This is a genomic window from Sphingomonas endophytica (assembly GCF_001476895.1).
Lineage (GTDB): Bacteria > Pseudomonadota > Alphaproteobacteria > Sphingomonadales > Sphingomonadaceae > Sphingomonas > Sphingomonas endophytica_A.
Map to the genome: position 1 here is coordinate 1 of NZ_LDTB01000064.1, position 15,064 is coordinate 15,064.

Here is a 15,064-nt window from a genome sequence, read left to right on the forward strand (position 1 = left end):
CACCGGCGCGGGATGCGCGGCCAGATAGGCCTCCGCCGCCGCACCGGTGTAGGTGCGGGTGCGACCGTTCTTCGTCACCGTCACCTGCGTCACGTTGCTCCGCGTCACCTGCGGCGCCGGTGCGATGTCGTCTTGGTCCATCTCGATCCCCGTCGCATCCTCGACGCTCGTGCGCACCCGCTCGGCGGCCTGCGTGCCCGATGCGGTGAAGGCGAGGCCCCCGACCGCCAGCGCCGCGATCGCCGCGCCGCCCAGCATCACCTGCACCCGCGACGCCTTCTTCCTGCCCAGCATCTTCAGCCTCCCTTTCAGATCCTTCACGGTGTTCAGATGGCACGCCGGCGACACCGCCCGGCCGTGCGCGGCCTTGACGATCGCGCAGCCATAGGCGTGGCGGGCATGGCCGCCGATCCGCTCCAGCACGCGCGCGTCGTTGGCCATTTCCTGATCGGCGCGAAAGGCACGGAACGCGGCCCAGGCGACCGGATTGAACCAGTGGATCGCCAGCACCGCCAGCGCGACCCAGTTCGCGATCAGGTCGCCGCGCGCATGGTGGCCCAGCTCATGCTCCAGCGCGAGCGCCCGTTCCTCGGCATCGAAACGTGCCGCGAAGTCGCGGGGAAAGGCCACCACGCGGTCGAATACGCCGAACGCCAGCGGGCCGTTGGTCGCCGCGCTCTGCACGACGGTGATCGACCCGACCCGGTCGACCGCGATCCCCTGGCGCAGCACCTGATACCGGAAGCGCAGATATCCCGCCGCCTGCCACGCCAGCAGCAGCGCCGCGCCACCCAGCCAGATCCAGAGCGCCACGACCGGCCAGCCGATCCCGCCGTCCACCGGCTCGACCGGCAGCATCGCGACCGGATGGCCGAGCGAAATGATGATCGGCTCCGGTGCGGGCAGAACCGGCAACGCCTCGCCCCGCCACCCCTCGGGCAGCGACGGCAGCACCAGCCGCAACGCCGGCATCGCCCAGAGGGCATAGGCCACCGGCGCCCCGAAGGCGCGCCGCACCGGCCCGCGCAGCACCAGCACCGCCACCATCAACAACGTCGATGCCAGCAGCGCCTCGATCGCCCAGCCGGTCATTGTTTCAGCGCCTTGAGCAGCGCCTCGATCTCGCTGATGTCCTGATCGCTCAGCGCGTCGCGCTCGGCCAGATGCGCGACCAGCGGGGTCAGCCGGCCACCGAACAGCCGGTCGATCAGCCGCGTCGATTCGCGCGCGACATAATCCTCGCGCTGGACCGCCGGGCTGTAGAGATAGCGCCGCCCGTCCACCTCATGCCGCACCGCTTCCTTGCTGAGCAGCCGCCCGAGCAGCGTCTTGACCGTCGCCGCGCTCCACCCGCGCGCGGGGTCCACCCGTTCGGACACGTCCTGCGCGGTGAGCGGGCTTTCCTCCCACAGCACCTCCATGACCGCATGTTCGGCATCGCTGATTCGCTCGACCACGACTCGCTCCTCGTTCAACGCTTCGATTACAGGTGTAATCCTCTCGATTACGTCTGTAGTCAATAGCGGTCACTAGGGGGCGAGGGAGAACTGACGGATCGACAAAAAGGCGTCACCCCGGCGCAGGCCGGGGTCCATGTTGCCGCAAGAGCCGAACAGGCTGGGAAAGCGGCACGCTGGACCCCGGCCTGCGCCGGGGTGACGATATCAGGAAGTGAGGGCGCTTACGCCTGCGGTGCCGCCGCCGCGCCCGCCTTCTGGAACAGCTCGCCCAGCTCGCCCGCCTCGTACATCTCCATCATGATGTCCGAACCGCCGACGAACTCGCCGCCGACATACAGCTGCGGGATGGTCGGCCAGTCGGAATAGCCCTTGATCCCCTGCCGGATCGCCTGATCCTGCAACACGTCGACGCTTTCGAACTGCACGCCCAACCGTTCGAGGATCGCGACCGCGCGGCTGGAAAAGCCGCATTGCGGGAACAGCGGCGATCCCTTCATGAACAGCACCACCGGGTTGCTCTTCACCAGCGCATCGATGCGGGCGTTCGTATCGTCGGTCATCGTCGTCTTCCTCGAAAATTCGGTCGTGCGGTCCGGGCTTACTTCGGAACGGCGGTCGTCAACTGCAAGGCGTGCAGCACGCCGCCCATCCGCCCGCCCAGCGCGGCATAGACCGCCTGATGCTGCTTCACGCGCGGCATCCCCGCGAACGACGCCGCCGTGACGCGCGCCGACCAGTGATCGCCGTCCCCGGCCAGATCGGTCATCTCGACCTCGGCATCGGGAATCCCCGCCTTGATCAGCGCGGCGATCTCATTCCCCTCCATCGGCATCGCGCTTACTCCGACTGCATCAGCTGGCGGCGCGCCTCGACGGTCTGCTCCTCCAGCGCGCGGCGCACCGCCGCTTCATCGACATCGACGTTCGCCGCGGTCAGGTCGCCATAGATCTTGCGGACGACATCCTCGTCGCCGGCTTCCTCGAAATCGGCCTGCACCACCGCCTTGGCATAGGCGTCGGTTTCGGCGGGGGTCAGCTGCATCAGCCCGGCCGCCCATTGCCCGACCAGCCGGTTGCGACGCGCGATGATGCGGAAGGCGACCTCCTCGTCCCGGGCGAACTTCGCCTCGAATGCGCGTTCGCGATCGTCGAAGGTGGTCATGTCGGCTCCCGGTTGTTCTACCCTCCATGGATAGTGTGCCGATGCCCCACGCGCAACGGTCGCTCAGTCCGCGACCCGCACCACCAGCTTGCCGATCGCATCACGCGCGCCGAGCTTCGCGATCGCCTCGCCCCCGCGCGCCAGCGGAAACACCGCCGTCACGCGCGGCGCGATCCGGCGCTGCTCCCACAAATCGAACAGCGTCGCGATATGCGCCGCGTTCGCTCGCGGATCGCGCGCCGCGAACGCCCCCCAGAACACCCCGCACACATCGCAGCTCTTCAGCAGCGTCAGATTGAGCGGCAGTTTCGGAATGCCCGCCGGGAAGCCGACGACCAGATAGCGCCCTTCCCAGCCGATCGCACGCAGCGCCGGTTCGGCATAATCGCCGCCGACCGCGTCATAGATTACCTGGAATCCCTCGGCGCCGCCCGCCTGCTTGAAGGCATTGGCCAGCGCCTTCGACTGGTCCTTGTCGAACGGCCCGTGCGGATAGACGATCACGTCGTCCGCGCCCGCGTCGCGCACCGCCTGCGCCTTCGCCTCGCTCGACACCGCGCCGACGACATGCGCGCCGAACGCCTTGCCCAGTTCGACCGCCGCCAGCCCGACCCCGCCCGACGCACCCAGCACCAGCAACCGGTCGCCGCGCGCGATCCGTCCGCGATCGACCAGCGCATGGATGCTGGTGGCATAGGTGAGGAGCAGCGCGGCGCCTTCCTCGAAGCTGTGCCCTTCGGGCAGCGCGTGGAGCGAGTCGGCGGGGACGGCGCGCTTCTCGGCCAGTCCGCCCATCATCGCGATTCCCATCACGCGATCGCCGGGCTGCCAGCGGGTCACGCCAGCGCCGACGCTCTCCACGATACCGGCGATGTCACCGCCCGGCGCGAACGGGCGCGGCGGCTTGAACTGGTAACGGTCCTCGATGACCAGCACGTCCGGATAATTGATCGCGCACGCCTTGATCGCGACCACGACCTCGCCCGGCCCCGCGACCGGATCGGGCAGTTCGCCCAATTCCAGAGTTTCAGGTCCGCCCGGCGCCCTCGACAGCAAAGCCCGCATGTGCCGCATCTCTCCTGATCCAGGGCCGCTCGTCGTCGAGCCGCTCCTCGAATTTCGAAATCGCGGTATCCTTTGCCAGCGTCAGGCCGACTTCGTCCAGCCCTTCCATCAGGCAGCGCCGACGAAAGGCGTCCAGCTCGAACGGAAAGCGATCCTGATAGGGCGTGGTGACGGTCATCGTCTCCAGGTCGACCGTGATCGGGTCGGTCTTCGCGACCTCGACCAGCCGGTCGACCGCTTCCTGCGGCAGCACCACCGGCACGATGCCGTTCTTGAACGCGTTGCCCGAGAAGATGTCGGAGAAACTCGGCGCGATCACCGCCTTGATCCCCATGTCGCCCAGCGCCCAGGCGGCATGTTCGCGGCTGGACCCGCAGCCGAAATTGTCGCCCGCGATCAGGATCGGCGCGCCGGCATAGGCGGGGTCGTCGAAGATGTTGCCCGGCTGCGCGCGCACCGTCTCGAACGCGCCCTTGCCCAGCCCGGAACGCTTGATCGTCTTCAGCCAGTGCGCCGGGATGATGACGTCGGTGTCGATGTTCTTGGCGCCCCACGGATAGGCGGTGCCGGAGACGCGCGTGACCGGCTCCATCAGCGCGTCGGCCGGCTGGCCGGGATCGCGGGGCGCGCGATCGCGGCATAGGCGGCGACCCCGCTCAGGATCGATCCGGCGACCAGGAACATCAGCACCTTTTTCATCTCGCGTCCCTTTTCCTCAACCCATCAGTTCGCGCACGTCGGCGAGACGGCCCGTGACCGCCGCCGCCGCCGCCATTGCCGGCGACAACAAATGGGTGCGGGCGCCAGGTCCCTGACGTCCCACGAAATTCCGGTTGCTGGTCGAGGCACAGCGTTCGCCCGGCGGCACCTTGTCGGGGTTCATTGCCAGGCACATCGAACAACCCGGCTCGCGCCACTCGAACCCGGCCTCGGCAAAGATGCGGTCCAGCCCCTCGGCCTCGGCCTGCCGCTTGACCAGCCCCGATCCCGGCACGACCATCGCGCGCACGCCATCGGCGACGTGCCGTCCGTTCGCCACCCCGGCGGCGGCGCGCAGATCCTCGATGCGGCTGTTGGTGCAGCTGCCGATGAAGACGTGCTGGACGGGCACGTCCTGCATCCGCGTCCCCGGCGTCAGCCCCATGTAATCCAGCGACTTTTGCGCCGCCTCGCGCTTCGACGGATCGGCGAAGCTGTCGGGCGCGGGCACGACGCCGGTGATCGGCACCACGTCCTCGGGGCTGGTGCCCCAGGTCAGCGACGGCGCGATATCCGCGGCGTTCAGCACGACGCTCTTGTCATAGCGCGCACCCACATCGCTCGGCAGCGTCCGCCACCAAGCGACCGCCTTGTCCCAATCCGCGCCCGTGGGCGCCAACGGTCGCCCTTTCAGATAGGCGAAGGTCGTCTCATCCGGCGCGATCATGCCGGCGCGCGCGCCGCCCTCGATCGACATGTTGGCGATCGTCAGCCGGCCCTCGACCGACAGGTTGCGGATCACCTCGCCGGTAAATTCGATGACATGGCCGGTGCCGCCCGCCGCGCCGATCCGCCCGATGATCGCCAGCACGACGTCCTTCGCGCTGACACCGTAGCCCAGCGTGCCGTCGACGCGCACTTCCATCGTCTTCGACGGCGACAGGATCAGCGTCTGCGTGGCCAGCACATGCTCGACCTCGCTGGTACCGATCCCGAACGCCAGCGCCCCCAGCGCGCCATGCGCGGAGGTATGGCTGTCGCCGCACACCATCGTCGTGCCGGGCAGCGTGAAGCCCTGCTCGGGCCCCACGACGTGAACGATGCCCTGCTTCGCCGACAGCGCGTCGATATAGGGCACGCCGAACTCGGCGACATTGTGCCGCAGCGCGCCCAATTGCTCGGCGCTCTCGCGATCGGCGATCGGCAGTTCCCGCCCGTTCGCATCGACGCGCGCGGTCGTCGGCAGATTGTGATCCGGCACCGCCAGCGTCAGGTCAGGGCGTCGCACGCGCCGCCCGGCGGCGCGCAGCCCCTCGAACGCCTGCGGGCTGGTGACTTCGTGGACCAGATGGCGGTCGATATAGATCAGGCAGGAGCCATCGTCGCGACGCTCGACGACGTGCGCGTCCCAGACCTTCTCGTACAATGTGCGGGGAGCGGAGGACATGATGCGCGGCTGTTAACCGAAAAGCATCGTCACTCCAAGTTCGGGCGACACGAAATGTCGTGATCGACACCGTGACGTCGCGCCAGACCGTCATTGCGAGCGTAGCGAAGCAATCCAGGGTTGGACCACGACGCCCTGGATTGCTTCGCTACGCTCGCAATGACGTGAGGCGGCAAAGCCTTACAACGACGCGCGCCGATCCTCGATCACCACCCCGACCGCCGCGACCTCCGCCTCATGCGCCGCCTCGCGGAACGTCTCGGCCAGCGCCGCCGCCTCCCACGCCCGCATCGCGGGCTGGTCGAGCATCCACGCCACCCAGCGCGCACCCGCCTCGCCCACGTCGATGCCATAGCTCCGCACCCGGAACGCCACCGGCGCGAAGAAGGCATCGACCGCGCCGAACGCATCGCCGGCCAGCCACGGCCCGCCGAACCGCGACAGCCCCTCACCCCACAATTCCACCAGCCGCGCGACATCGCGCGCGAGCCGTGGCGACGTGCCGTGCGGCGTGACACGCTGCCCGACCGTCATCGTCCGCTCGTTGCGAAGCGCGCCGAACCCGCCGTGCATCTCGGTCGCCCCGCACATCGCCCACGCCCGCGCCGCCGGATCGCTTGGCCACACGCCGTCGTGCCGCTCCGCCAGATACAAAGCGATTCCGAGCGAGTCCCAGATGGTCCGCTCGCCATCGATCAGCACCGGCACCTGCCCCGTCGGAGAGAAGGCGCGAAAGGCGTCGTAATTGTCCATCGACGCGAACGGCGCGATCCGGTCCACGAACGGAATATCGAGCACGGTCATCAACAGCCACGGACGCAACGACCAGCTCGAATAATTGCGGTTCGCGGTGATGAGCGTGTAGGCCACGGGCTATTCTACGTAGTGCGCGGTCGTCTTCGCCTTCACCTCGTCGGCGGTCACGCCCGGCGCCAGTTCGATCAGCCTGAACGGGCTGTCGTGATCGGGACGCTGGAACACCGCCAGGTCGGTGACGATCATGTCGACGACGTTGCGCCCGGTCAGCGGCAGGCTGCACGACGGGATGAATTTGGGCGAGCCGTCCTTGGCGACATGCTCCATCACCACGATGATCTTCTTGACGCCCGCGACCAGATCCATCGCGCCGCCCATGCCCTTGATCATCTTGCCGGGGATCATCCAGTTCGCGATGTCGCCGCCCTCGGACACCTCCATCGCGCCCAGCACGGTCAGGTCGATATGTCCGCCGCGGATCATCGCGAAGCTCTGCTCGCTGCCGAAATAGGCCGAGGACGGCAGTTCGCTGATCGTCTGCTTGCCCGCGTTGATCAGGTCGGGATCGACCGCGTCGTCATACGGAAACGGCCCGATCCCCAGCATCCCGTTCTCGGACTGGAGCGTCACCGTCATCCCCTCGGGGATGTTGTTCGCCACCAGCGTCGGGATGCCGATGCCGAGGTTGACGTAATAACCGTCCTTCAGCTCGCGCGCCGCGCGCGCCGCCATGCCGTTGCGATCCCAGCCCTTTACGTCCTGCGACATCAGTTCCGGCTCCCGTTCGAAGAATAGAGGAAGGTGTTCACGGCGCGTCGGTCCAGCGCTTGTCGGCCGGGAAGGTCTCGTCCCATCCGGTGCCCAGCCCCGTGCCGTACACCGGGTTCGGCAGCACGAACCAGCCGTTGCCCCAGCGCGCCTCGATCGGCCCGACCGCGGTCAGCATCCGGCGCCCGATCGCGGGCGCGGGCCCGGGCGGATTGAACAGATCGGCGAAGTCGCCCAACTGGTCGCCGGCCAGCGCCAGCACGCAATATTTCTGCGCGATCGCGACGCGGCGACCGTCCTTGCCCGACTTGCCGTCGACATCCCCCTTCAGGAACAGGGTCTCGCCGTGGCGGAAATCGCCCAGCCCGGCGTTCTTCAGCGCCTGCGCGGTCTGGTCGGCATTCGCGGCGGAACGGTTGGTGTTGATGACCATCGTCACCCCCATCGCCCGCAGCGCGCGGAACGCGGCCACCGCGCCCGGCACCGCCGCCACCTTGGTCGCGCCCGCTTTCTCCCAGCGCTCCCAACGCTTCTGGTCGAAGCCGCGCGCGGTCTGCGCATCATCATATTCGTAGCCGAGGTTGAGGACTGCGGTTTCATCCATGTCGAGCACCACCGCCGGGGGCAGGTTCCCGCACGGCAGCGTATCAGCCATCGCCGCCGTCGCGCCCGGCGCCAGCACCGCCGAGGCGGGCCAGCGCGGCAGCGTGCCCGCCTTCCGCTGCGACGGCAACCTCCCGCGCCGGTCGCGTGCGTGGTCCAGCACGTCGCGAACGTAACGGACCATACCGTTATACGCCTGCTCCGACAGCGCCGCCGCCTCCGCCGATCCGTACAACCACGCCATCGCGCCGGGGACTATATCGCCCGGCCGCGCCGACTGCGTAAGGATGCGCACGGATGGCGGCTGCGGATCGGCGGGCGGCACGGCCCGCGACGCGCATCCCGCCAGCAGTGCGGCGGTGCCGATGAAGAAAACTCCGCGCCGCCTCACGCCGCCTCGGGACGCGCGCGAGTGGTGCGGAACTCGATCTTCTTCTCGTACGGCGCGCCGACGATCATCCGCTTCACATAGATGCCGGGCAAGTGAATGTGATCGGGGTCGAGGCTGCCGACCGGCACCACTTCCTCGACTTCGGCCACGCAGATGCGGCCCGCCGTCGCCATCGGCTGGTTGAAGTTGCGCGCGGTCTTGCGGAAGATGAGGTTGCCGCTTTCATCGGCCTTCCAGCCCTTGATGATGCTTAGGTCGGCGCGGATGCCGCGTTCGAGGATATACTCCTCGCCGTCGAACACCTTCACTTCCTTGCCCTCGGCCACCTGCGTCCCGACCCCGGTCTTCGTATAGAAGCCGGGGATGCCCGCCCCGCCCGCGCGGCAGCGTTCGGCCAGCGTGCCTTGCGGACAGAATTCCACCTCCAGCTCGCCGGACAGGAATTGCCGCTCGAACTCCTTGTTCTCACCGACATACGATGAGATCATCTTCCTGACCTGTCGCGTGCGCAGCAGCTTGCCGAGGCCCTCGCCGTCGATCCCGGCATTGTTGCTGGCGATGGTCAGGTCCTTCGTGCCCGCATCGCGGATCGCGTCGATCAACCGCTCGGGAATGCCGCACAGGCCAAAGCCGCCCGCGCAGATCGTCATGCCGTCGAACAGCAGCCCTTCCAGCGCGCTGGCGGCATCGGAATAGATCTTGTTGACCACGGCTCGCGCTCTCCCGTCCGGCCTCAAACGTCGCGCGCTCGTGGTGCCTTGCGATACCGCGGTCGCGCACCGACGCTCCTTAGCGCCGCCGGACGCCAAGGCAACGGGGAAGCGGCGGCGCGGCGCGTCCGCGAAGGACGGCGCGCCGCCGCCGCCCGCTACAGCCCCAGCACCTTGCGGGTTTCGGCGCCGACCGCGCCGTCGACCACCAATCCGTTCATCGCCTGAAAGGCCGCCACCGCATCGGCGGTCGCCTGTCCATAGATGCCGTCGATCGGTCCCGGATCGACCCCCGCCGACTTCAAGGCGGTCTGCACCGCGATGACCGGGTCGCCGCGCATGTAGGGGGAGGCAAGCTGCAACAGTTTCTTGGGCGCTTTCAGCACGATCGCGCTCGCGTCATTGCCGGCATAGGCCACACCGGGCACGATCGCTCCGGTCGACCATGACCGCTTCGCCGCATCCTTGACGACCAGCACGCCATCACGCGCGCCCTTCGCCTCGATCGTCGTGCCGTCCCCGCGCGAGATCGCGACATGGCCGATCTTGATGCCGAACGCGCCGGGCTTGCGAATCAGAATGGCGCCGGGCGTGGCGATCGCCTCGCGCAGCGGCATCAGCATGTCGCCGGCCACCGCATCCTCATACCACCAGCCGGAATAGGATTCTCCCTGCTGCGCGTTCGGCGGCCGTACCGCGATCAGCGTCTTGTACGCGTGATAGACGCACCACGACACGAACTCGGCACAATCCCACGGCCCGGACCAGTTCGGGTTGGCAAGATGAACCCGAGCGCCCAGAACATATTTCTGCCCCTCGCGCGTCATGGCGAGATCGACGAGATCCTGTCCCTCAAACATCATCCAATTCCTTCATCGGCAACGCACTGACGAAAGCCTTCCGGCAGGCACCGGAAGGAGCGGACGACCCCCAATGTTCTTGGACCCCCTATGTTATCCGCGCGGGATAGCATGTTCGGTCAGCCAACGCACGATCGGTCCGTCGTCGGCGGAGCGTCGCGACGGCGCGACACGTTTTCGATCGACCCCGCCGGGGGCTCCGCATATCACCACGGGATGAGCACATTGCGCACCGGCGGCCGGATACTGGTCGATCAACTCGTCGCACAAGGCTGCGACCGGATTTTCACCGTGCCCGGGGAGAGCTTCCTCGCCGTGCTCGACGCGCTGCACGACACGCCCGCGATCGACATCGTCACCTGTCGACAGGAAGGCGGCGCGGCGTTCATGGCGTGCGCGGACGGCACCCTGACCCATCGCCCCGGCGTCGCCTTCGTCACGCGCGGGCCAGGCGCGACCAACGCCTCGATCGGCGTGCATGTCGCGATGCAGGATTCGCAGCCGATGATCCTGTTCATCGGCGACGTCGATCGCGGCACGCGTGATCGCGAAGCGTTCCAGGAACTCGATTTCGCCGCGATGTTCGGGCCGATGTGCAAATGGGCGGCGCGGATCGACGACGCGCGCCGCATTCCCGAATATGTGGCGCGCGCTTATGCCACCGCCATCAACGGCCGCCCGGGCCCGGTCGTCCTCGCGCTTCCCGAGGACATGCTGCTCGACGAGGTCGAGGCCAGTGACCGGCCGCGCGTCGAGCGGGTCGAACAGGCGGTCGACGCCGACACGCTGGAACGGCTGCGCGACCTGCTCGCCACGGCCGAGCGACCGCTGGCGATCGTCGGTGGCGCCGGCTGGGATACGACCGCTGCCCATGCTTTCGCAGACTGGGCGACGCGCGCGGGCGTGCCGATCGCCGCCGCCTTCCGCCGACAGGATGCGATCGCCAACGATTGTCCGGCCTATGCCGGAAACCTTGGCTACGGCCCCAATCCCGCGCTGGTCGCGCGGGTGCGCGACGCCGATCTGTTGCTGGTGGTCGGCGCACGGCTCGGCGAGGCGACCACCGACGGCTACACGCTCGTCACCCCCGATCATCCCGGGCAGCGGCTGGTGCACGTCCATCCCGATCCGGAGGAGCTGCATCGCGCCTACGCCACCGATCTGGCGATCTGCGCCGGGATGGCGGCGTTCGCCGAGGCGCTGGTGCCGCTCGACGGACCTGCGCGCCCCCACGCCGCCGAAGCGCGCCGCGACTATGAAGCATGGACTGTCCCGCACCCGCGCGACGGCGTGGCGCTGGACCTGGGTCCGTGCGTCGCGGCGATGCGCGAGATCCTTCCGGCCGATACGATCATCTGCAACGGCGCGGGCAATTTCTCGGGCTGGTGGCATCGCTACTGGCGCTATGCCGGACCGGGGACGCAGCTGGCACCGACCGCCGGCGCGATGGGCTATGGCACCCCCGCCGCGATCGCCGCCGCGCTGCGCCGGCCGGGCCGCGGCGTCGTCGCGGTGGCGGGCGACGGCGACTTCCTGATGAACGGGCAGGAACTGGCGACCGCCGTGCAGCATGGCGCCGACCTGCTGGTCGTGATCGTCGACAACGGCACCTATGGCACGATCCGGATGCACCAGGAGCGCGAGTTCCCCGGCCGCCAGGCCGCGACGGCGCTGCGCAATCCGGACTTCGCGGCGCTCGCGCGGGCCTATGGCGCGACCGCCGAAACCATCGAGCGAACCGACGACTTCGCGCCCGCGCTTCGGCGGCTGGCGGCGGTCGCCGGCGTCCGGCTGCTCCATTGCCGCACCGATATCGAGCAGATCACCCCCGCGATCACGCTGACCACGCTACGCAACCGCTGAGCTTGCGCGGGGTTGGTCCGTGATGGCGGACGAACCCCATAGTGTCGGCGACATCCTCGATACGATCGAGAAGCTGGCGGACGAAAACGATCGCGTCGTCGTCGGCGACCTCGTCGAGGCGCTCGGCGCGCGCGGCTTCGGGCCGTTCCTGATCGTCATGCCATTGATCGACATTTCGCCGATCGGCAGCGTTCCCGGCCTGCCGACCGCGATGGCGCTGGTGATCGCCCTGATCGCGGTGCAGATGGCCTTGGGGCGCAAGCATCTCTGGTTCCCCGGCTTCGTGCGCCGTCGCTCCGTATCGTCGGGAAACGCCAAGAAGGCGGTCGACAAGACGCGCGGCGTTGCACGCTTCATGGATCGCTGGTTCCATGGGCGGTTGCCGGTGCTGACCAGCGGGCCGTTCGTCCGCGTCGCGGCGGTCGGCGTGATCCTGCTGGCCTGTGCGGTTCCGCCGTTGGAGCTACTTCCGCTCGCCACCACCATCCCGATGCTGGCGATCGCCGCCTTCGGCCTGGCGATCACCGTCCGCGACGGCGCGTTGATGATCGTAGCGATGTTGCTGGCGGTCGCGGCGGTGACGGTCGGGGTCGGATTGTGGAGCGGACGATGACCCGCGCCACGCCATTGCGGACGTAGCGACGCGATCCGTGCGTCCGGATCCTTCCCCACATCGCTTCGCGACCCGCGCAATGACGGCGAAAGCCGGATGTCCGCTCCGTGCATTTCTCCCGCTTCCGGCGACCGGGGACCGGGGACCGGCGACCGGCGACCGGCGACCGGCGACCGGCGACCGGCGACCGGCGACCGGCGTAGTCCGGTTGGGAAGGGTTCAGTAAAGCAGCGCGAGCCTCATTATCGATGTTTCGCGACTGGGGCCCGATCTTCGCCAGGGTCACGATGAACGATGCATGGATGTCACCATGGAAAAAGGGCCGCCCCGGCATCCCGGAACGACCCTGTTTCTCAGATCAGAGCGGGACGATCAGATATCGTCGCCCAGCGCGCCCTTGACCTTGCCCTTGAACTGCTCGCCCTTGCCTTCGGCCTGCTGGGCCTTGCCCTCGGCCATCAGTTCGCCATCATTGTTGTGCGAGCCGATCGCTTCCTTCACCTTGCCGATCGCTTCGTTGACATTGCCCTTGATCTTGTCGGTGAGCTCGCCCATCGTCATTCTCCAAGTTTTTGAAACCCTGTGACGATAGAACGGTGTTGCAACGACGCGGTTCCGCAGGCGCGAAAACTATTGCCTTAAATCAACCCGGAGAGCGGGCTCGACGGATCGGCATAGCGCCGCTTGCCCATCCGCCCGGCGCGATAGCTCATCCGCCCGCCCTCGACCGCCGCCTTCATCGCGGCCGCCATCAGCACGGGGTCCTTGGCCTCGGCGATCGCGGTGTTCATCAGCACCCCGTCGCAGCCCAGTTCCATCGCCACCGCCGCATCGCTCGCCTGCCCGACGCCCGCATCGACCAGCACCGGCACCGTCGCGCCCTCGACGATCAGCCGGATCGTCACCTGGTTCTGGATGCCCAGCCCCGAGCCGATCGGTGCGCCCAAGGGCATGATCGCCACCGCGCCCGCCTCTTCCAGTTGCTTCGCGGCGATCGGATCGTCGACGCAATAGACCATGGGCTTGAACCCCTCGCGGACCAGCACCTCGGTCGCGGTCAGCGTCTCGCGCATGTTCGGGTACAAGGTGCGCGCCTCGCCCAGCACCTCCAGCTTGACCAGATCCCAGCCGCCCGCCTCGCGCGCCAGCCGCAGCGTGCGGATCGCGTCGTCGGCGGTGAAGCAGCCCGCCGTATTCGGCAGGTAGGTGACCTTCTTCGGGTCGATATAATCGGTCAGCATCGGCGCGTTCGGATCGCTGACATTCACGCGCCGCACCGCCACCGTGACGATCTCCGCGCCCGATGCGGCGACGGCGGCGGCATTCTGCTCGAAGTCCTTGTACTTGCCGGTCCCGACGATCAGGCGCGACCGGAACGTCCGCCCCGCGACCGTCCACGTATCGTCATGATCGCCACCTCCGACGAAATGCACGATCTCCAGCTCGTCGCCATCCTCGACCACCACCTGCGCCAGCGTCGAGCGCGGCACCACCTCCAGGTTGCGCTCCACCGCGACCTTCTCGGGGACCAGCCCCAAGGATTGCGCCAGATCGGCGATGGTGATCCCGGCGGTCACGCGCTTGTGCTCGCCGTTTACGGAAATGGTGATGGTGCCATCGGTATGTGCCATGCCCGCCATCTAGGGGCGCGAGGACGGCGGGGCAACGTTGCACCACGCCGCGCGGAGTGCGATGAAGCGCAGATGACCGACACCGTCTATGTCCTCAACGGCCCGAACCTCAACCTGCTCGGCACGCGCGAGCCGGAGATCTACGGCCACGACACGCTCGACGACATCGCCGGCGCGCTGGAGGATCGGGCGCGCGAGTTGGGGCTGTCGATCGACATGCGCCAGTCCAATCACGAAGGGCATCTGGTCGACTGGCTGCACGAGGCGCAGGCGCATGACGCCCGCGCCGTCATCCTGAACGCCGGCGCCTTCACCCACACCTCGGTGGCGGTGCATGACGCGATCAAGTCGATCAGGACGCCGGTGATCGAGGTGCATCTGTCGAACCCGCACACGCGGGAGGAATTCCGCCACACCTCCTTCGTCGGGCGCGCCGCGAAGGGGACCATTGCCGGTTTCGGCGCGCTGTCCTACCAGCTCGCGCTTGAAGCGGCGGCCCGCTTCTGACAGGAGCCGCCGCCAAACGTCAGGGAAATTGGGGTTGCATGGCTGACATCTCTCACAACAGCGGCGCGATGCAGGTCGATGTCGATCTGGTGCGCCAGCTCGCCGAGCTGCTCGATACGACGCAATTGACCGAAATCGAGGTCGAGGACGGCGATCGCAAGATCCGCGTCGCGCGCAAGGCCGCAGCGGTGAACGCCGCGCCCGCGATGCATTACGCGCCCGCGCCGGTCGCGGCGGCTCCGGCGGCGGCGATGCCCCCGCAGGTCGATGTCGCGGGTCCGTCGGCGGCGTCGGACGCCAATGCGGTCCGCTCGCCGATGGTCGGCACCGTCTATCTCGCGGCAGAGCCGGGCGCGAAGCCCTTCTCCAGCGTCGGGCAGAGCGTCGCCGCCGGCGACACGCTGCTGATCGTCGAGGCGATGAAGGTCATGAACCCGATCACCGCCCCGTCGGCGGGCGTGGTGAAGGCGATCCTGGTCGACAACGGCCAGCCGGTCGAATTCGACCAGCCCTTGGTGGTGGTCGAGTAA

At 68.1% G+C, this 15,064-nt stretch carries 19 protein-coding genes; 4 read left to right on the forward strand and 15 right to left on the reverse strand.

What is annotated here, in order from left to right:
* The 13 genes from NS334_RS14000 to NS334_RS18830 all read right to left on the reverse strand — a co-directional run.
* A partial coding sequence (locus NS334_RS14000) for a M56 family metallopeptidase (RefSeq protein WP_241491963.1) occupies positions 1 to 1,092 on the reverse strand: 1,092 nt, incomplete at its 3' end.
* Complete coding sequence (locus NS334_RS14005) at positions 1,089 to 1,457, reverse strand: BlaI/MecI/CopY family transcriptional regulator (protein WP_058756576.1); 369 nt, start codon at positions 1,455 to 1,457, stop codon at positions 1,089 to 1,091. The genes NS334_RS14000 and NS334_RS14005, both read right to left, overlap by 4 nt.
* A gap of 224 nt (positions 1,458 to 1,681) precedes the next feature.
* Entirely contained in the window at positions 1,682 to 2,020 is a 339-nt protein-coding gene (gene grxD / locus NS334_RS14010; RefSeq protein ID WP_058756577.1) for a Grx4 family monothiol glutaredoxin, read from the reverse strand.
* A gap of 38 nt (positions 2,021 to 2,058) precedes the next feature.
* Positions 2,059 to 2,292, reverse strand: a complete 234-nt coding sequence (locus NS334_RS14015; RefSeq protein WP_058756578.1) for a BolA/IbaG family iron-sulfur metabolism protein — start codon at positions 2,290 to 2,292, stop codon at positions 2,059 to 2,061.
* 5 nt (positions 2,293 to 2,297) lie between these two features.
* Positions 2,298 to 2,621, reverse strand: a complete 324-nt coding sequence (locus NS334_RS14020; RefSeq protein ID WP_058756579.1) for a DUF1476 domain-containing protein — start codon at positions 2,619 to 2,621, stop codon at positions 2,298 to 2,300.
* A 63-nt stretch (positions 2,622 to 2,684) separates the two neighbouring features.
* Complete coding sequence (locus tag NS334_RS14025; protein ID WP_193753109.1) at positions 2,685 to 3,686, reverse strand: NADPH:quinone oxidoreductase family protein; 1,002 nt, start codon at positions 3,684 to 3,686, stop codon at positions 2,685 to 2,687.
* The gene (leuD, locus tag NS334_RS14030; RefSeq protein ID WP_058756581.1) at positions 3,649 to 4,278 is read right to left on the reverse strand and encodes a 3-isopropylmalate dehydratase small subunit; all 630 of its coding nucleotides are present in this window, start codon (positions 4,276 to 4,278) and stop codon (positions 3,649 to 3,651) included. Before leuD ends, NS334_RS14025 begins: the two co-directional genes overlap by 38 nt.
* Before the next feature lie 123 nt (positions 4,279 to 4,401).
* On the reverse strand, positions 4,402 to 5,832 hold the full coding sequence (gene leuC, locus NS334_RS14035) for a 3-isopropylmalate dehydratase large subunit (RefSeq protein WP_058756582.1): 1,431 nt from the start codon (positions 5,830 to 5,832) through the stop codon (positions 4,402 to 4,404).
* 180 nt (positions 5,833 to 6,012) lie between these two features.
* The gene (locus tag NS334_RS14040) at positions 6,013 to 6,702 is read right to left on the reverse strand and encodes a glutathione S-transferase family protein (RefSeq protein ID WP_058756583.1); all 690 of its coding nucleotides are present in this window, start codon (positions 6,700 to 6,702) and stop codon (positions 6,013 to 6,015) included.
* A 3-nt stretch (positions 6,703 to 6,705) separates the two neighbouring features.
* Positions 6,706 to 7,356 carry a 3-oxoacid CoA-transferase subunit B gene (locus NS334_RS14045; protein ID WP_058756584.1) on the reverse strand — a complete coding sequence of 217 codons (651 nt, stop codon included), beginning with the start codon at positions 7,354 to 7,356 and terminating at the stop codon, positions 6,706 to 6,708.
* Between the two features lie 37 nt (positions 7,357 to 7,393).
* Positions 7,394 to 8,203 (reverse strand): HAD family acid phosphatase, encoded by an 810-nt coding sequence (locus tag NS334_RS14050; RefSeq protein ID WP_058756630.1) that lies wholly within the window; start codon positions 8,201 to 8,203, stop codon positions 7,394 to 7,396.
* A gap of 143 nt (positions 8,204 to 8,346) precedes the next feature.
* Positions 8,347 to 9,060 carry a CoA transferase subunit A gene (locus NS334_RS14055; RefSeq protein WP_058756585.1) on the reverse strand — a complete coding sequence of 238 codons (714 nt, stop codon included), beginning with the start codon at positions 9,058 to 9,060 and terminating at the stop codon, positions 8,347 to 8,349.
* A 158-nt stretch (positions 9,061 to 9,218) separates the two neighbouring features.
* Entirely contained in the window at positions 9,219 to 9,920 is a 702-nt protein-coding gene (locus tag NS334_RS18830; RefSeq protein WP_206542661.1) for a peptidoglycan-binding protein, read from the reverse strand.
* A 216-nt stretch (positions 9,921 to 10,136) separates the two neighbouring features.
* Between NS334_RS18830 and NS334_RS14065 the strand changes: the two genes are divergently transcribed.
* Both NS334_RS14065 and NS334_RS14070 read left to right on the forward strand, forming a co-directional pair.
* On the forward strand, positions 10,137 to 11,783 hold the full coding sequence (locus NS334_RS14065) for a thiamine pyrophosphate-binding protein (protein WP_058756586.1): 1,647 nt from the start codon (positions 10,137 to 10,139) through the stop codon (positions 11,781 to 11,783).
* A gap of 22 nt (positions 11,784 to 11,805) precedes the next feature.
* Positions 11,806 to 12,396 carry an exopolysaccharide biosynthesis protein gene (locus NS334_RS14070; protein ID WP_058756587.1) on the forward strand — a complete coding sequence of 197 codons (591 nt, stop codon included), beginning with the start codon at positions 11,806 to 11,808 and terminating at the stop codon, positions 12,394 to 12,396.
* A gap of 372 nt (positions 12,397 to 12,768) precedes the next feature.
* Here the strand turns inward: NS334_RS14070 and NS334_RS14075 are convergent, their stop codons facing one another.
* Complete coding sequence (locus tag NS334_RS14075; protein ID WP_058756632.1) at positions 12,769 to 12,951, reverse strand: CsbD family protein; 183 nt, start codon at positions 12,949 to 12,951, stop codon at positions 12,769 to 12,771.
* 83 nt (positions 12,952 to 13,034) lie between these two features.
* A complete protein-coding gene (thiS, locus tag NS334_RS14080; RefSeq protein ID WP_083500500.1) occupies positions 13,035 to 14,027 on the reverse strand; it encodes a sulfur carrier protein ThiS in 993 nt (330 codons plus the stop codon).
* Between the two features lie 72 nt (positions 14,028 to 14,099).
* Between thiS and aroQ the strand changes: the two genes are divergently transcribed.
* Both aroQ and accB read left to right on the forward strand, forming a co-directional pair.
* The gene (gene aroQ / locus NS334_RS14085) at positions 14,100 to 14,534 is read left to right on the forward strand and encodes a type II 3-dehydroquinate dehydratase (protein WP_058756588.1); all 435 of its coding nucleotides are present in this window, start codon (positions 14,100 to 14,102) and stop codon (positions 14,532 to 14,534) included.
* A 38-nt stretch (positions 14,535 to 14,572) separates the two neighbouring features.
* Positions 14,573 to 15,064 (forward strand): acetyl-CoA carboxylase biotin carboxyl carrier protein, encoded by a 492-nt coding sequence (accB, locus tag NS334_RS14090; RefSeq protein ID WP_058756589.1) that lies wholly within the window; start codon positions 14,573 to 14,575, stop codon positions 15,062 to 15,064.